Origin of the sequence: Franzmannia qiaohouensis, assembly GCF_031451695.1 — a bacterium.
GTDB classification, from domain to species: Bacteria; Pseudomonadota; Gammaproteobacteria; order Pseudomonadales; family Halomonadaceae; genus Franzmannia; species Franzmannia qiaohouensis.
The window spans coordinates 124,454-139,031 of record NZ_JARWAM010000006.1; the positions used below are offsets into that span (position 1 = coordinate 124,454).

Annotated in this window: 14 protein-coding genes and 2 tRNA genes; 9 read left to right on the top strand and 7 right to left on the bottom strand. The window is 67.0% G+C overall.

Annotation, left to right across the window (positions count from 1 at the left end):
- Nucleotides 1-32 precede the first annotated feature (32 nt).
- From QC821_RS09655 to hemA, 7 genes are all read right to left on the bottom strand, one after another.
- Nucleotides 33-1,322, bottom strand: a complete 1,290-nt coding sequence (locus QC821_RS09655) for an NAD(P)/FAD-dependent oxidoreductase (RefSeq protein WP_309720278.1) — start codon at nt 1,320-1,322, stop codon at nt 33-35.
- 176 nt (nt 1,323-1,498) lie between these two features.
- Nucleotides 1,499-2,419 carry a LysR family transcriptional regulator gene (locus QC821_RS09660; protein ID WP_309720281.1) on the bottom strand — a complete coding sequence of 307 codons (921 nt, stop codon included), beginning with the start codon at nt 2,417-2,419 and terminating at the stop codon, nt 1,499-1,501.
- Nucleotides 2,420-2,429: 10 nt separating this feature from the next.
- Nucleotides 2,430-3,185 (bottom strand): HesA/MoeB/ThiF family protein, encoded by a 756-nt coding sequence (locus tag QC821_RS09665; protein ID WP_309720775.1) that lies wholly within the window; start codon nt 3,183-3,185, stop codon nt 2,430-2,432.
- Nucleotides 3,186-3,192: 7 nt separating this feature from the next.
- Entirely contained in the window at nt 3,193-3,693 is a 501-nt protein-coding gene (locus QC821_RS09670) for an Lrp/AsnC ligand binding domain-containing protein (protein WP_095622024.1), read from the bottom strand.
- A 186-nt stretch (nt 3,694-3,879) separates the two neighbouring features.
- Entirely contained in the window at nt 3,880-4,719 is an 840-nt protein-coding gene (gene prmC, locus QC821_RS09675; RefSeq protein ID WP_309720285.1) for a peptide chain release factor N(5)-glutamine methyltransferase, read from the bottom strand.
- Nucleotides 4,719-5,807: a peptide chain release factor 1 gene (gene prfA, locus QC821_RS09680; RefSeq protein ID WP_309720288.1), complete on the bottom strand. Its 1,089-nt coding sequence runs from the start codon at nt 5,805-5,807 to the stop codon at nt 4,719-4,721. The genes prmC and prfA overlap by 1 nt, the downstream gene beginning before the upstream one ends.
- A gap of 46 nt (nt 5,808-5,853) precedes the next feature.
- The gene (hemA, locus tag QC821_RS09685) at nt 5,854-7,125 is read right to left on the bottom strand and encodes a glutamyl-tRNA reductase (protein WP_309720291.1); all 1,272 of its coding nucleotides are present in this window, start codon (nt 7,123-7,125) and stop codon (nt 5,854-5,856) included.
- Nucleotides 7,126-7,293: 168 nt separating this feature from the next.
- Between hemA and QC821_RS09690 the strand changes: the two genes are divergently transcribed.
- From QC821_RS09690 to QC821_RS09730, 9 genes are all read left to right on the top strand, one after another.
- Nucleotides 7,294-9,030 (top strand): tetratricopeptide repeat protein, encoded by a 1,737-nt coding sequence (locus tag QC821_RS09690; RefSeq protein ID WP_309720294.1) that lies wholly within the window; start codon nt 7,294-7,296, stop codon nt 9,028-9,030.
- Between the two features lie 64 nt (nt 9,031-9,094).
- On the top strand, nt 9,095-9,715 hold the full coding sequence (gene lolB / locus QC821_RS09695; protein WP_309720297.1) for a lipoprotein insertase outer membrane protein LolB: 621 nt from the start codon (nt 9,095-9,097) through the stop codon (nt 9,713-9,715).
- Entirely contained in the window at nt 9,708-10,559 is an 852-nt protein-coding gene (gene ispE, locus QC821_RS09700) for a 4-(cytidine 5'-diphospho)-2-C-methyl-D-erythritol kinase (protein ID WP_309720300.1), read from the top strand. The genes lolB and ispE overlap by 8 nt, the downstream gene beginning before the upstream one ends.
- A 76-nt stretch (nt 10,560-10,635) precedes the next feature.
- Nucleotides 10,636-10,710 (top strand) — tRNA-Gln (locus QC821_RS09705).
- Between the two features lie 67 nt (nt 10,711-10,777).
- Nucleotides 10,778-11,719: a ribose-phosphate pyrophosphokinase gene (locus QC821_RS09710; protein ID WP_176475823.1), complete on the top strand. Its 942-nt coding sequence runs from the start codon at nt 10,778-10,780 to the stop codon at nt 11,717-11,719.
- A 115-nt stretch (nt 11,720-11,834) separates the two neighbouring features.
- Complete coding sequence (locus QC821_RS09715) at nt 11,835-12,506, top strand: 50S ribosomal protein L25/general stress protein Ctc (protein WP_309720305.1); 672 nt, start codon at nt 11,835-11,837, stop codon at nt 12,504-12,506.
- 123 nt (nt 12,507-12,629) lie between these two features.
- Nucleotides 12,630-13,223, top strand: a complete 594-nt coding sequence (gene pth, locus QC821_RS09720; RefSeq protein WP_309720308.1) for an aminoacyl-tRNA hydrolase — start codon at nt 12,630-12,632, stop codon at nt 13,221-13,223.
- 132 nt (nt 13,224-13,355) lie between these two features.
- Nucleotides 13,356-14,447: a redox-regulated ATPase YchF gene (gene ychF, locus QC821_RS09725; RefSeq protein WP_309720311.1), complete on the top strand. Its 1,092-nt coding sequence runs from the start codon at nt 13,356-13,358 to the stop codon at nt 14,445-14,447.
- A gap of 51 nt (nt 14,448-14,498) precedes the next feature.
- Nucleotides 14,499-14,575: transfer RNA gene (locus QC821_RS09730), tRNA-Met, on the top strand.
- Nucleotides 14,576-14,578 lie beyond the last annotated feature (3 nt).

A 14,578-nucleotide genomic window follows, 5' to 3' on the forward strand; every position in this document is an offset into this window, starting at 1 on the left:
GCCGGCGCACCGGCAAGCAAATTCTGTTGCTGTTACAGCCTGTCGCGCAGCTTGTAGTACTGGGTCGCCAGTACCAGCAGCGGCGTGCGCAGACGCCGACCGCCGGGGAAACGTCGGTGCGGCATGGCGGCGAAGACATCGAAGCGTTCGTGCTGACCGGCGATGGTCTCGGCCAGCAGCTGGCCGGCCAGCCCGGCCAGGGCCATGCCGTGACCGGAATACCCTTGAGCGTAATAGAGATTGGCGTCGAGGCGACCGAAGTCCGGCGCGCGGTTGACGGTGATCGCCACGTCGCCGCCCCAGCGGTACTCGATGGGCACTCCGGCCAGCACCGGGAACAGCCGCGCGATCTTGGCATCGATGCGCGCCTCGAGCCCGGGCGGCTCGCGGCCGTTGTAGCTCACCTCGCCGCCATAGATCAGCCGCCGGTCGCCGGACAGCCGATAGTAGTCGAGCACGAAGTTGGCGTCGGACAGGGCGTCGTTGTGGGGCAGCACCTGGGCGGCCTGGGCCTCGCTGAGCGGCGCGGTGGCGATCATGTAGTTGGCCGCCGGCATGATGCGGCCGTCGAGCTCCGCCACCAGGCCGCGCAGATAGGCGTTGGTGGCCACCACCAGGCTCTCGGCGACCACCACGCCCTGGGCGGTGGTCACCCGTACCGGTGCGCCGCGCTGGATCTCCAGCGCCGGGGTGTGCGGGTAGAATTCTGCCCCGGCCTGCTCAGCGGCGCGCGCCAGGCCGAGGGTATAGTTGAGCGGGTGCAGGTGACCGGCCTCGCTCTCGAACAGCGCCCCGGGGTAGGCGTCGCTGACCACCCGTTCACGCAGGGCATCGCCCTCCAGCCAGCTCAGCGCCTGGTAGTCGTAGTCGCGGGCCAGGCGGTCGCGAAACGCCTGGAGCTCGCGCACGTGGCGCGGCTTGACCGCGGCATGCAGATAGCCCCAGGCCAGGTCGCAGGGGATCGCATGACGCTCGACCAGCGCCGCAGTCAGGCGCACCGCCTCGCGGGTCATCTCCCAGATCTCGCGGGCCCGCGGCCGCCCCAGCGCCTTCTCCACGGTGGCGATGTCGGTGCCCAGGCCGGGCAGGATCTGCCCGCCGCTGCGCCCCGAGGCGCCGTAGCCGATCTCGCCGGCCTCCAGCACCGCCACCGAGTAGCCGCGCTCGGCCAGGTGCAGCGCCGTGGAGCAGCCGGTCACCCCGGCGCCGATCACGCATACGTCGACGCGGCGCTCGCCGACCAGCGGCTGGCTGGCCACCGGGCGCACGGCAATGCTGTCGCGGTAGTAGGATGCGGGGGCCTCGAAGGTCGGATCGGCCATGCGGGGTTCCTTGTCGAGCGAATCTGATCGCCGGTTATTGTTGTTGAATTCTTTCACCACCGGTAACGCGCGATGTGTACAAGCGAAGCAACATCACGCGTCTAGTCTGCCACCAGACCACCGAGGCATGTCAAGTATTCAATAACGATCAACGCTCAACCGGCGATCTACCTGTTTCATGGATGATGCGCCAGGGCATCGAGAAACGCCTCCAGCACGCGATGTGGGCGCCGGTCGCGGCGCATTACGGTGACGAAGGGTGTCGAATACTCACCACCACTGACCGCCAGTCCCCGCAGCCGACCGGCATTCACCCAGGGCGCGGCGAGGTGGTCGGGCAGGTAGCCGATATAGCAGCCGGTGAGGATCAGGAACGCCGCCCCCTCGCGGTCCGAGGCGCTGGCCGTACCGTTGAGCCAGGCGTGGGGTTCGCGGGCGGCCTCTGGCAGCGGATAGCTGGGCTGCACCGCGTCCCAGTCGGCCAGCGCCTGGGGCGCCAAGCCGGCATCGGCACTATCGAACAGCGGATGGCCGACCGCGCAGTAGAGCTGCGAGCGCTCGCTGTAGAGAACGCGGCTCTCGAGGCTCGCCAGCAGGTTGATCTCGGGCACCACCCCGAGGTGCAGGCGGCCGTCGAGCACGCCCTGGGCGATGCTGTCGGGGGGTTCCATGTGGATATTGATGCGCGCCTCGGGGCCACGCTGCTTGAGCTCGGCCAGCGAGTGGGTGATGCGCATCTGCGGCAGGCTGACCAGGTTGTCGGTAATGCCGATGTTGAGCTCGCCGCGCAGGGTGCGGTGCAGGCCGTTGACCTCGGTGCGAAAGGTCTCCAGCGAGGCCAGCAGGGTCAGCCCGGCGGCATACACCTGGCGCCCCTCTTCGGTAAGCGCGAAGCCACTGCGGCCGCGCTGGCAAAGGCGCAGGCCGAGACGCTTCTCGAGGTCGGCCATGTGCAGGCTGATCGCCGAGCGGCTGATGCCCAGCTCGACCTCGGCGGCGGTGAAGCCGCCGCACTCGGCCACCGCCTTGAACACCCGGATCAGGCGAATATCGAAGTCGCTGACCCGGCCGGGAAACGGAGACTTGCGCTCGACCATGACGGCGCGCTCAGCGCGACCGGCAGGCCGCGCAGGCCGGGTCGCGGGGCACCTTGAAGTGGCGCCACTCGCCGCGCAGGCCGTCGAAGGTAGAGAGCCCGCGGTGCGGCGTGCCGGCACCGCTCAGCAGCTTGACTGCCTCTAGGGCCTGGAAGGTGCCGATCACCCCCACCAGCGGTGCCACCACGCCGTTTTCGGCACAGCGCAGGGCGTCATCCGCCTCCCCTGCCTCGCCGGGCGGATACAGGCAGGCGTAGCAAGGGCTCTCGGCATCGCGCGGGTCAAACACCGCCAACTGCCCGGAAAAGCGGATCGCCGCCCCGGAAATCAGCGGCTTGCCCGCCGCCAGCGAGGCACGATTGATGGCGTAGCGGCTGGAGAAGCGATCGGTGCAGTCGATCACAACATCGCTCTCGGCCACCGCCGCCGCCAGCGTCTCGCCGTCGAGGTGCGCATCGAGCACCTCGACCCGGCAGTCGGGGTTGAGCGCCAGGGCCGCCTCGCGGGCCGATGCCGCCTTGTTGCGCCCCAGGTCGTCCATGCCGTGGGCGATCTGGCGCTGCAGGTTGGAGAGCTCGACCACGTCGGCGTCGGCCAGGGTCAGCCTACCGACGCCGGCAGCGGCCAGGTAGAGCGCCACCGGCGAGCCCAGGCCGCCGGCGCCGATCACCAGCGCATGGCTGGCCAGCAGTCGCTCCTGGCCGGCGATCTCGATCGGCTCGAGCATGATCTGGCGGCTGTAGCGCAGCAGCGCCTCATCGTTCATGGCGGCATCACTTGTCACTGAAATCCTCGATATCCGGCACGTGCAGGGAGAACTCCTCCTTGACCTCCTCCATCACCACGTAGCTCTTCGACTCCTTGACCCCGGGCAGGGTCAGCACCACGTCGCCGAGCAGCTGGCGGTAGGCGGACATTTCCGGAATCCGGCACTTGAGGATATAGTCGAACTGACCGGAGACCAGATGGCACTCCTGGATCTGCGGCAGCTTGCTCACCGCGCGGCGAAACTCGTCGAATACCGCCGGCGACTGGGTCTCGAGACTGATCTCGACGAACACCAGCAGGTTGGCCTTGAGCGCCTTGGGGTCGAGCACCGCCTTGTAGCCGCGGATGATACCCGAGCGCTCGAGGCGCTTGACGCGCTCCAGGCAGGGCGTGGTGGAGAGCCCGACCTGGGCAGCTAGGTCAACGTAGGAGATGCGCGCGTTGTCCTGCAGGCAGCGCAGGATCTTGAGGTCGATACGGTCCAGCGAACGTGTCTTGGCTTTCATTGTAGTGTGCTATCCGGCCAATGGCAGTTGAGTTGGTACTTGCCAGCAATATCCACTGCTAAGATTAGAATAACAAGCAATAAACAGCAGACTCTAGCTATTAACCAGCAATTGAGAGCGTGCAACAGCGCGCCCTGCCAATACTATTACCACACTCGCCGAACGCCGCTCCAGCCATGCGGCCGTTCAGCCGTCAACGCAGCCCAGGCTGACCCGCTCACGTCCGCCGAGATCATCGAGAGTCGCCACCTGGCAATAGCCCGCCTCATGCAGCGCCGCACGCACTTCAGGGCCCTGGTCCATGCCGTGTTCGAGCAGCAGCCAGCCGCCGGGTAGCAGATAGCCGCGGGCCGCACCGATCAACCACTGCAGGTCGGCCATGCCGGCTGCCGCAGCGACCAGCGCCGAGTGCGGCTCGAAGCGCACGTCGCCCTGCCCCAGGTGCGGATCGTCTGGCGCAAGATAGGGCGGATTGGCGACGATCAGCGCGAAGCGCTGGCCATCCAGCGCCGCAAACCAGTCGCTCTCGCAAAATCGCGCGTTGCTGATCGCCAGGCGCTCGGCGTTGCTACGAGCCAGCGCCACGGCGCCTGGTGCATGATCGACGCCAAGCACCTGCCAGCCGGGCCGCTCGCTGGCAAAGGCCAGGGCGATGGCACCGCTGCCGGTGCCCAGGTCGAGCAGCGACCCGCTGTCTGCCGTGGCCCTGTCCAACGCCGCCTCTACCAGCCGCTCGGTGTCCGGCCGCGGGATCAGGGTCGCCGGCGAGGTGGCCAATACCAGCCCCCAGAATTCGCGCTCGCCGGTCAGATAGGCCACCGGCCAGCCGCTGTCGCGCAGCGCCACCAGCGCCTCGAAGCGCGCTCTTGGCCAGGCCTCGATGTCGCGGTCGCCCCAGGTGTACAGCCAGGTGCGATCGCGCTCGAGCACGTGGCATAGCAGCACTTCGGCGTCGAGCCGCGGGCTCGGCGAGCCGCTGCCTGCCAGCCGCTCGGCGGCCCGTGCCATCAGCCGGTCGAGGCGCATCATGCCTCCTGCAGGGCGGCCAACTGCTCGGCCTGATACTCGTGGATCAGCGGCTCGATGACCTCGTCGAGCTGCTCGCCGGTGATCACGTCGTTGAGCTTGTAGAGGGTCAGGTTGATGCGATGATCGGTGATCCGTCCCTGGGGGAAGTTGTAGGTGCGGATGCGCTCGCTGCGGTCGCCGGAGCCCACCAGGCTGCGCCGCGCGTCGGCCTGCTGCTGGCGCTGGCTGTCCACCGCGCTCTGCTTGAGCCGCGCGGCCAGCAGCGACATCGCCTTGGCGCGGTTCTTGTGCTGGCTACGCTCCTCCTGGCACTCCACCACCACGCCGCTGGGCAGGTGGGTGATACGGATCGCCGAGTCGGTGGTGTTGACGTGCTGGCCGCCGGCGCCGCTGGAGCGGAAGGTGTCGACGCGCAGGTCGCCGGAGTTGATGTCGATGTCGCCCACCGCATCGGCCTCGGGCATCACCGCCACGGTACAGGCCGAGGTGTGGATGCGCCCCTGGGACTCGGTGGCCGGCACGCGCTGCACGCGGTGGGCGCCGGACTCGAACTTGAGCCGCGCATAGACGCCGTCGCCCTTGACCCGCGAGATGATCTCCTTGTAGCCGCCCTGCTCGCCGTGGCTGGCGCTGACCACCTCGACTCGCCAGCCGCGCTTCTCGGCGTAGCGCGAGTACATGCGAAACAGATCGCCGGCGAACAGGGCGGCTTCATCGCCGCCGGTGCCGGCGCGTACTTCGAGAAACACGCTGCGACCGTCGTCCGGGTCCTTGGGCACCAGCAGGCGCTTGAGCTCCTCCTCCAGCGCGGCGAGACGCTCGCGGCCGTCGGCCATCTCCAGCTCGGCCAGCTCGCGCATCTCGGCATCGCTGTCGCCAGTCAGCTGCTCGGCGGACGCGACGTCGTCCTCCACGCTGCGGTATTGGCGCCAGGTGGTGACCAGATCATCGAGCTCGGCGTACTCCATCGAGTAGTCGCGAAAGCGCTTCTGGTCACCGATCACCTCGGGCTCGGCCAACAGAGCGGAGAGCTCCTCGAACCGTTCATGGAAGGATTCCAGTCGCTGGCGCAGTGTGGCTTTCATTGACGATCCTGTAATGGTGAAACGAAGCGAGCCGTGGCTCGGTCGGCTAGACGTCCTGGGGCGGCGCCGAGGGGTCGATCAGCAGCGTCTCGGCGGCGGCGATGACATCGTGACGCTCGGCGCCGGAGGCCTCGCGCAGGCGTAGGGTGGGGCCGTGCATCAGTCGATTGGCCAACTGGCTGGCCAGCCGCGAGACCACCCGCTGGGGGTCCTCGCCCCGGGCCAGCTGGGCCAGCGCCTGGGCCTCGGCCTCGGCACGGATGCCTTCACCCTGCTCGCGGTAGCGGCGAATCAGCTGGCCGGCACCGCGCACCCGACGCTCGTGCTGCCAGCTGCCGACGCCGTGCTCGATCAGCGACTCGGCCTGGTCGGCAGCGACCTGGCGGTGGCGGCGATTCTCCTCGATGACCTCGTGGAGGTCGTCGACGGTATAGAGGAAGATATCCGACAGCTCGCCGACCTGCGGCTCTATGTCGCGGGGCACGGCGATGTCGACCATGAAGATTGGCCGATGGCGGCGCTTTTTCAGCGCCCGTTCGACCATGCCCTTGCCGAGAATAGGCAGCGGTGCGGCGGTCGAGGAGATCACGATGTCGGCGCGCTCCAGGGCATGCGGGATCTCGTTGAGGGTGATCGCGGTGCCACCGAACTCGCCGGCCAGCCGCTCGGCGCGCTCGCGGGTGCGGTTGGCCACCACCAGTTCACGCACGCCGGCCTCGTGCAGGTGGCGGGCCACCAACTCGATGGTCTCGCCGGCGCCGATCAGCAGCGCCCGGGAGTGGGAGAAGTCGTCGAAGATATGGCTGGCCATGCTCACCGCGGCATAGGCCACCGACACCGGGTTCTCGCCGATGCCGGTTTCGGTACGCACCTGTTTGGCCACCGCAAAGGTGTGCTGGAACAGCCGCTCCAGCTCGCCGCCCAGGCCGCTGTGCTGGCGCGCCGCCTGATAGGCGTCCTTGAGCTGGCCGAGAATCTGCGGCTCGCCGAGCACCATCGAGTCGAGCCCCACCGCCACCCGCATCAGGTGGCGCGCGGCGTCGTGGTCGAGGTAGTGATAGGCGCAGCGCGTCAGGTCCTCGACGCCGAGGCCGTGGAAACGCCCCAGCCAGTCGAGGATCCGGCCCTCGCCCTGGCTGTCGGTGACGCAGTAGAGCTCGGTGCGGTTGCAGGTCGACAGCACCGCTGCCTCCTCGACACCCGGCAAGGCGCGCAGCTCGGCGAGCGCCGCCTCCAGCTGCGAGGGGGTGAATGCCACCTGCTCGCGGACCTCCACGGCAGCGGTCTTATGGTTGATTCCAAGGGCCAGAAGCGTCATGCAGTCAGCGTCTTCGCTAGGGGGAACGGCGAACTCGTCACGGTGGATCCTGTCCATTAAGACAGCGCATTCTACCACAGCCCACCACGCGGGCACTCCCCGAGATGGCTTTGCTGCCGCCTCGCAAGGCGTTTATGCTGAGCCCTCGGCTCTGGAAACGAGATCATCATGCCAGCACGTTCATCACTCACCGCCGTGACGGCCTCCGCCGCACTGCTGCTGGCCGCCTGCCAGAGCACGGCGGTGACGCCCTTCGCCGAACGCGAGGACCCCCTGGCATCGGCGCCGCCCATCGAGCGCGGCCTGGATGCCGAAGGCCTGGCTACCCTGATGACCGCCGAGATCGCCGGCCAGCGCGGCGACTACCGCACCGCCAGCCAGGGCTACCTGGCCATGGCCGAGCGCTATCAATCGGTTGCGCTGATCGAGCGCGCCGCCCTCGCCGCGCGCTTCAGCGACGATCCCGGGCTGTTCGAGACCACCGCACGGCGCTGGCGCGAACTGGCGCCGGAGGCCGAGGCCCCGGCGCGGCTGCTCTCCGGGCTCGCCATGCAGCGCGGCGACTGGCAGGACGGACTCGACCAGCGCCTGGCGCTGGCGCGGCGCGGCGGCCACGCCGAACTGACCAATTTCGTCGAGCAGGCCATCGATGCCGGCGCCAACCTGGCACCGCTGCTCGACAAGCTGCTCGAGCATCTCGAGGTCGTCGACACCTCGCGCACCCAGCACCACGACGCGGTACTGGCCACCGCCCTGCTCGAGGCGGCAAGCGGCCAGCCTGCCCGCGCCCAGCAGCGCCTCTACGGCCTCGACGACAGCCACGCCGAGCTCCCCGAACTGTGGCTGACCCGCGCCCGCCTGGCCCTCGACCGCAGGGATGCCGCCGCCGCCCGTGACGCCTCGCGGCGCGGCCTCGAGGTCTCGCCGGACGACGGTCGCTTCATCCTGATGCTGGCCCAGAGCGAGCTGATGCTGGGCAACGTCGAGGCCGCCGAGGCGCAGACCGACACCCTGCTGGAGCGCCATGTCGGCAGCGGCGACCTGCGCCTGGCACTGGCCCAGCTGTATCTCGACGAAGACTACCCGGAGCCAGCGCGGCGCCTGCTGCTACCGCTGATCAGCGCCGACGACACGCCAGCGCTGGCCTTCACCCTGCTTGGCGCCATCGCCGAAGAGGAGGGCGAGGTCGACAACGCCCTGCTTTATTACCGTCAGGTACCATCCGGTGAGCACTTCCTGCAGGCGCGGCTATTCGCGGCACGCATGCTGATAGAGGCCGACCGCCTGCCCGACGCCCGCGCCTTCCTGCGCATCGAGCGCCTGCGCCACTCGGATCAGGCCGCCAGCCTGGCTGCCCTGGAAGTCGAACTGCTGGTTCAGCATGGCCTCGATGCCGAGGCCGAGGCCCTGCTCGAGCAGCAGCTCGACGAGACACCGGACAGCGACGAACTGCTCTATCTGCGCGCCATGCGCGCCTTCAATGCCGGCGACCTCGCGGCCATGGAGCGCGACCTGCAGCGCATCATCGACAATGACCCGGATCACGCCATGGCGCTCAACGCGCTGGGCTATACGCTGGTCGACCTCACCGAGCGCACCGAAGAGGGCATGGCACTGGTCGAGCGTGCCTACCGCCTGGCGCCGGACAATCCGGCAATCCTCGACAGCATGGGCTGGGGCTACCATCGGCTCGGCGACGACGAGCGCGCCCTGCCCTACCTGGAGCGCGCCTACGCCAGCATGCCTGACCAGGAGATCGCCGCACACCTCGCCGAGGTGCTGTGGGAGCTGGGTCGAGAGGAGGAAGCCCGCGAGCTGATCCGTGAGGCCTACGCGCGCTTCGAGGAGCGGCCGGTGGTCGACGAACTGCTCGAGCGGCGCCCCGAGCTCGCCCCGGAGCCATAAGCGGTGCGAGCCGATATTTTCACCATCAAGAATGCCTGATCGACCACAGGGAAGAGTGCCCCTTATGAACCCCACCAAGACAGTGACGTCACTGGCGCTGCTCCTCGCGCTGCTGATCATGGCCGGCTGCGCCACGCGCGCCCCGGACCCCGACGCCCTCGCCGACCGCGGCGAGTGGGGCGAGCAGCGCAGTGCCGTGGAGGCGCTGGAGCGCTGGCGGCTGGCCGGCCGGGTCGGCATCCGCGCCCCCGGCGACTCGACCACCGCCAACCTCGACTGGCTGCAGCGCCCCCACTACTACCGCCTGCTGCTGAGCGGCCCGTTCGGCGCCGGCAGCAGCATTCTCGAAGGCCGCGACGGCCGGGTCAGCCTGACCACCAATCAGGGCCGCTTCGAGGCCGAGAGCCCCGAGGCGCTGATGGAAGAGCAGCTCGGCTGGGCACTGCCGGTCTCGGCCCTCGACCACTGGGTACGCGGCCTGCCCGACCCCGATAGCCGTCACGACCTCGACCACGACGACCAGGGCTTTCCCGAGCTGCTGCGCCAGGACGGCTGGGAGATCGAATATCGCGACTGGACAGAGGTCGAGTCACTGTGGCTGCCGCGGCGTCTGATCATGACCTTCGACGAGATTCGTGTGACCCTGGTGGTCAACGACTGGCGGCTGGAGGAGAGCGGTGAGTGAGCCCCGCGAGCTGGTCTTGCCAGCACCGGCCAAGCTCAACCGCATGCTGCACATCACCGGGCGGCGCGCCGACGGCTACCATGAGCTGCAGACGCTGTTCCAGTTCCTCGACCACGGCGATGAACTGCACTTCCGCTGTCGCGAGGATGGCGAGATCCACCTGAGCCCTGGGCTACCCGGCGTGGCCGATCACGACAACCTGATCGTCCGCGCCGCGCGGCTATTGCAGCGCGACAGCGGCTGCGGGCTGGGCGCCGACATCCACCTCGACAAGCGCCTGCCGCTGGGCGGTGGCCTAGGCGGCGGCAGCTCGGATGCCGCCACCACCCTGCTGGCACTCGACCGCCTGTGGGGACTGGATCTCGGCGAAGAGCGCCTGGCCGCCCTGGGCCTTGCCCTGGGCGCCGACGTACCGGTGTTCGTGCGCGGCCGCGCGGCCTGGGCCGAAGGCATCGGCGAGCGACTCACGCCGGTCGAGTTGGATACCCCCTGGTTCGTGGTGATTCACCCCGGCGTAGAGGTCTCGACCCCGGCGGTGTTCCAGGCCCCACAATTGACACGCAACACCCCCCCCATTAGTATGGCGCGCGCACTGCAGGGGGCGGCAACGTGGCGCAATGACTGCGAAACCACGGTGCGCATGCTTTATCCCGAGGTCGCCGGCGCCATCGACTGGCTGGCAGGCCAGGCACCGACCATGCTGACCGGCACCGGCGCCTGCCTCTTCGCTAGATTGACGAGCGAAACGCAAGCCGATAGCATTTTGCAGCGGATAAGCCATGACTGGCAGGCCTTCAAGGCCCGCGGTCATAACGTTTCTCCCCTTCATGCGGCGCTGGGATAGGCGGACACCACGCCTGCCTTCTGTTGGCCAAGGCGTCATGTAGATGCATGCCGTGGGGAGTGAGCGGTTAGGTTACTGGGGTATAGCCAAGTGGTAAGGCACCGGTTTTTGGTATCGGCATTCCCAGGTTCGAGTCCTGGTACCCCAGCCATCCCCCCATCCTCCCAGGCCCTGTGCATCCCTGAACGAGACCCAAGACTCCCAAAAGGTGGCTGCGCGTGTCAAAACTGATGGTTTTCGCCGGGAACGCCAATCCCGAACTCGCCCGCAAGATTGCCGAAGGACTCGATAACCGCCTCGGCCATGCGACGGTTGGCCAGTTCAGCGATGGTGAAATAGCGGTCGAGATCAACGAGAACGTGCGCGGCAAGGATGTCTTCATCCTGCAGTCCACCTGCGCGCCGACCAACGACAACCTGATGGAACTGATCCTGATGGTTGATGCCCTGCGGCGCGCCTCGGCGGCGCGGATTACCGCCGTCGTGCCCTACTTCGGCTACGCACGCCAGGATCGTCGGGTGCGCTCCGCCCGAGTCCCGATTTCGGCCAAGGTGGTTGCCGACATGATGGTCAAGGCCGGCGTCGACCGGGTCATGACCATGGACCTGCACGCCGACCAGATTCAGGGCTTCTTCGACGTCCCGGTAGACAACGTCTACGGTTCGCCGATTCTGCTCGACGACATCGAGCGCCAGAATTACGACGATCTGGTGGTGGTCTCGCCAGACGTCGGCGGCGTGGTCCGCGCCCGGGCCATCGCCAAGCAGCTGAATGCCGATCTCGCCATCATCGACAAGCGTCGCCCCCAGGCCAACCAGGCCCAGGTGATGCACATCATCGGCGAAATCCAGGACCGCACCTGCGTAGTGGTGGACGACATGATCGATACCGCCGGCACCCTGTGCAAGGCCGGCGAAGCGCTCAAGCAGCACGGCGCCCGCCGCGTGGTGGCCTACGCCACTCACCCGATCCTGTCGGGCCCGGCGGTGGACAACATCATGGGCTCGGTGCTCGACGAGGTAGTCGTCGCCGATACCATCCCGCTGTCCGAAACCGCCCGCCGCAGCGGCAAGATTCGCCAGCTGTCGGTGGCCGGGCTGATCGCCGAGGCGATCCGTCGGGTCAGCAACGAAGAATCCGTCAGCGCGATGTTCCACTGACAGCCGTCACGGCACAGCGCGCGGATACGTGCCCGGCACTTGCCGGGCTCCGAGGACGCCATCCGTCTGGTCGCGGGCGATGGTGTTCTCTTGATTAACCATGAGGTTATACCCAATGTCAGATTTCACTCTTACTGCCAGCGTTCGCAACGACCTGGGGAAAGGTGCGAGCCGCCGCCTGCGTCGTGCGAACCAACAGGTGCCGGCCATCATCTACGGTGGTGAAGCCGCACCTGAGTCCATCGCGGTGGACAAGACCTCCTTCTACAAGGCGATCGAGGACGAAGCGTTCTTCTCCTCGCTGATCACCATCGAGGTCGCAGGCAAGCCGCAGCAGGTCGTGGTGCGCGATCTTCAGCGTCACCCCTACAAGCCGCTGGTTACCCACGCCGACTTCATGCGCGTTGACGCTAGCCACGAGATCACCCTCAACGTGCCGCTGCACGTGGTAGGCGACGACAAGTGCGCGGCGATCAAGGACCATGACGGCGAGCTCCACGTGCTCAACAACGAAGTGGAAATCAGCTGCCTGCCGAAGGACCTGCCGGAGTACCTGGAGATCGACATCACCAATGTCGAGCTGGGCACTACCCTGCACTTGTCCGATCTGGAAGTGCCGGCCGGCGTGACCATCGTTGCGCTGACCCACGGTGAAGATCACGACAACGCCATCCTCAGCGTCACCAAGTCCAAGGTGCGCGTCGAGGAAGACGATGACGCGCCGGAAGCACCTGCAGCGCCCGAGAGCAAGAGCGACGGTGCCGCAGACGAGGACAAGTCCGAGTAATCGGGCCGCGTCCGGGGCACTCTTGCACGCGGTACTTTATACGCAGGAGTGCCCCTCTGAGGTACGATCAAGCGCTTCGGCGCTTGATTTTTTTTGCCTGCACTCTCAAGGAGGATTCGCGACATGCCTCAGGTCAAGGCGCTCATCGGGCTCGGCAATCCGGGCGACAAGTACACGGAGACGCGCCACAACGCCGGCGCCTGGCTGGTCGAGGCCCTCGCCAAGGACCACCACACGCCCCTGCGTGCCGAGCGCAAGTTCCTCGGCCACTATGCCAAGATCGTACTCGCCGGCCACGAGTTGCACCTGCTCAACCCGCAGACCTACATGAACCGCAGCGGCGGTGCCGTGGCCGCGCTGTGCCAGTACTTCAAGATCGCCCCGGACGAACTACTGGTGGCCCACGACGAGCTCGACATCGCCCCCGGCACCGCGCGCTACAAGAGCGGCGGCGGCCACGGTGGCCATAACGGCCTGCGCGACATCGTCAGCGCACTGGGCAACGACAAGTCGTTCCACCGCCTGCGCATCGGCATCGGCCACCCCGGCGAGGCCGGCCAGGTGGTCAACTACGTGCTGGGGCGTCCCAGCAAGGCCGAGCGCAGCGCCATCGACGCCGCCCTCGGCGAAGTCGAGGCCACCCTGCCCGATGCCATCAGCGGCGACTGGGCCCGGGCCATGAATCGGCTGCACAGTTTTACGGCGCCAAGCGCCTAGAAGGAAGACGTAAGAGGGAAGAAGGAAGAGCGTGCGGCGCCGCTCTTCCAGCTTATGGCCCGCCCATGCCCCATCCCGTACAATGTCGCCAACTTTTCCCGCCTCTCGACACAGAATTCTCAGGAACAGACTATGGGTTTCAACTGCGGTATCGTCGGCCTGCCCAACGTCGGCAAGTCTACGCTCTTCAATGCACTGACCAAGTCCGGCATCGACGCCGAGAACTTTCCGTTCTGCACCATCGAGCCCAACGTCGGCATCGTGCCGATGCCCGACCCGCGCCTCGACAAGCTGGCGGCGATCGTCAAACCGCAGAAGGTGCTGCCCACCACCATGGAGTTCGTCGATATCGCCGGCCTGGTGGCCGGTGCCTCCAAGGGCGAGGGGCTGGGCAACAAGTTCCTGGCCAATATTCGCGAGACCCAGGCGATCGCCCACGTGGTGCGCTGCTTCGACAACGACAACGTCATCCATGTCGCCAACGAAGTCGACCCGCGCGCCGATATCGAGACCATCAACCTCGAACTGGCGCTGGCCGACCTGGACACCGTCGAGCGCGCCATTCAGCGCCTGACCAAAATCGCCAAGGGCGGCGACAAGGACGCCATCGCCACCAAGGCTATCCTCGACCGCATCCAGCCGCACCTTGCCGAAGGCCTGCCGCTGAGAAGCGTCGGCCTCGATGACGACGAAAAGAAGCAGCTCAAGAGTTTCGGCTTTTTGACCCTCAAGCCAACCATGTACATCGCCAACGTCAACGAAGACGGCTTCGACGATAATCCCTACCTCGACGTGGTACGCGAGATCGCCGCTGAAGAAAACGCCGTAGTGGTGCCGGTATGCAACCAGATCGAGGCCGAGATCGCCGAGCTGGATGACGAGGAGCGCGCCATGTTCCTCGACGAGATGGGCATGCAGGAGCCGGGGCTCGATCGCGTGATCCGCGCCGGCTATGCGCTACTCGACCTGCAGACCTACTTCACCGCCGGGGTCAAGGAAGTGCGCGCCTGGACGGTCAAGGTCGGCGCCACCGCCCCCGAGGCCGCAGGCGTAATCCATACCGACTTCCAGAAGGGCTTTATTCGCGCCGAAGTGATCGGCTACGACGACTACGTCGAGCTGGGCGGCGAACAGGGCGCCAAGGATGCTGGCAAGTGGCGCCTGGAGGGCAAGGAGTACGTGGTCAAGGATGGCGACGTGATCCACTTCCGCTTCAATGTCTAAGCCTAAAAGTATTGACGGATCATGATCTTATCCATATAATTCGCCCCCGTTGGCTACGTAGCTCAGCTGGTTAGAGCACATCACTCATAATGATGGGGTCCCCTGTTCGAATCAGGGCGTAGCCACCACGA

Coding starts and splice junctions, on each gene's coding strand:
- QC821_RS09655 (WP_309720278.1), bottom strand. CDS start 1,322: ATGGCCGATCCGACCTTCGAGGCCCCCGCATCCTACTACCGCGACAGC.
- QC821_RS09660 (WP_309720281.1), bottom strand. CDS start 2,419: ATGGTCGAGCGCAAGTCTCCGTTTCCCGGCCGGGTCAGCGACTTCGAT.
- QC821_RS09665 (WP_309720775.1), bottom strand. CDS start 3,185: ATGAACGATGAGGCGCTGCTGCGCTACAGCCGCCAGATCATGCTCGAG.
- QC821_RS09670 (WP_095622024.1), bottom strand. CDS start 3,693: ATGAAAGCCAAGACACGTTCGCTGGACCGTATCGACCTCAAGATCCTG.
- prmC (WP_309720285.1), bottom strand. CDS start 4,719: ATGCGCCTCGACCGGCTGATGGCACGGGCCGCCGAGCGGCTGGCAGGC.
- prfA (WP_309720288.1), bottom strand. CDS start 5,807: ATGAAAGCCACACTGCGCCAGCGACTGGAATCCTTCCATGAACGGTTC.
- hemA (WP_309720291.1), bottom strand. CDS start 7,125: ATGACGCTTCTGGCCCTTGGAATCAACCATAAGACCGCTGCCGTGGAG.
- QC821_RS09690 (WP_309720294.1), top strand. CDS start 7,294: ATGCCAGCACGTTCATCACTCACCGCCGTGACGGCCTCCGCCGCACTG.
- lolB (WP_309720297.1), top strand. CDS start 9,095: ATGAACCCCACCAAGACAGTGACGTCACTGGCGCTGCTCCTCGCGCTG.
- QC821_RS09715 (WP_309720305.1), top strand. CDS start 11,835: ATGTCAGATTTCACTCTTACTGCCAGCGTTCGCAACGACCTGGGGAAA.
- pth (WP_309720308.1), top strand. CDS start 12,630: ATGCCTCAGGTCAAGGCGCTCATCGGGCTCGGCAATCCGGGCGACAAG.
- ychF (WP_309720311.1), top strand. CDS start 13,356: ATGGGTTTCAACTGCGGTATCGTCGGCCTGCCCAACGTCGGCAAGTCT.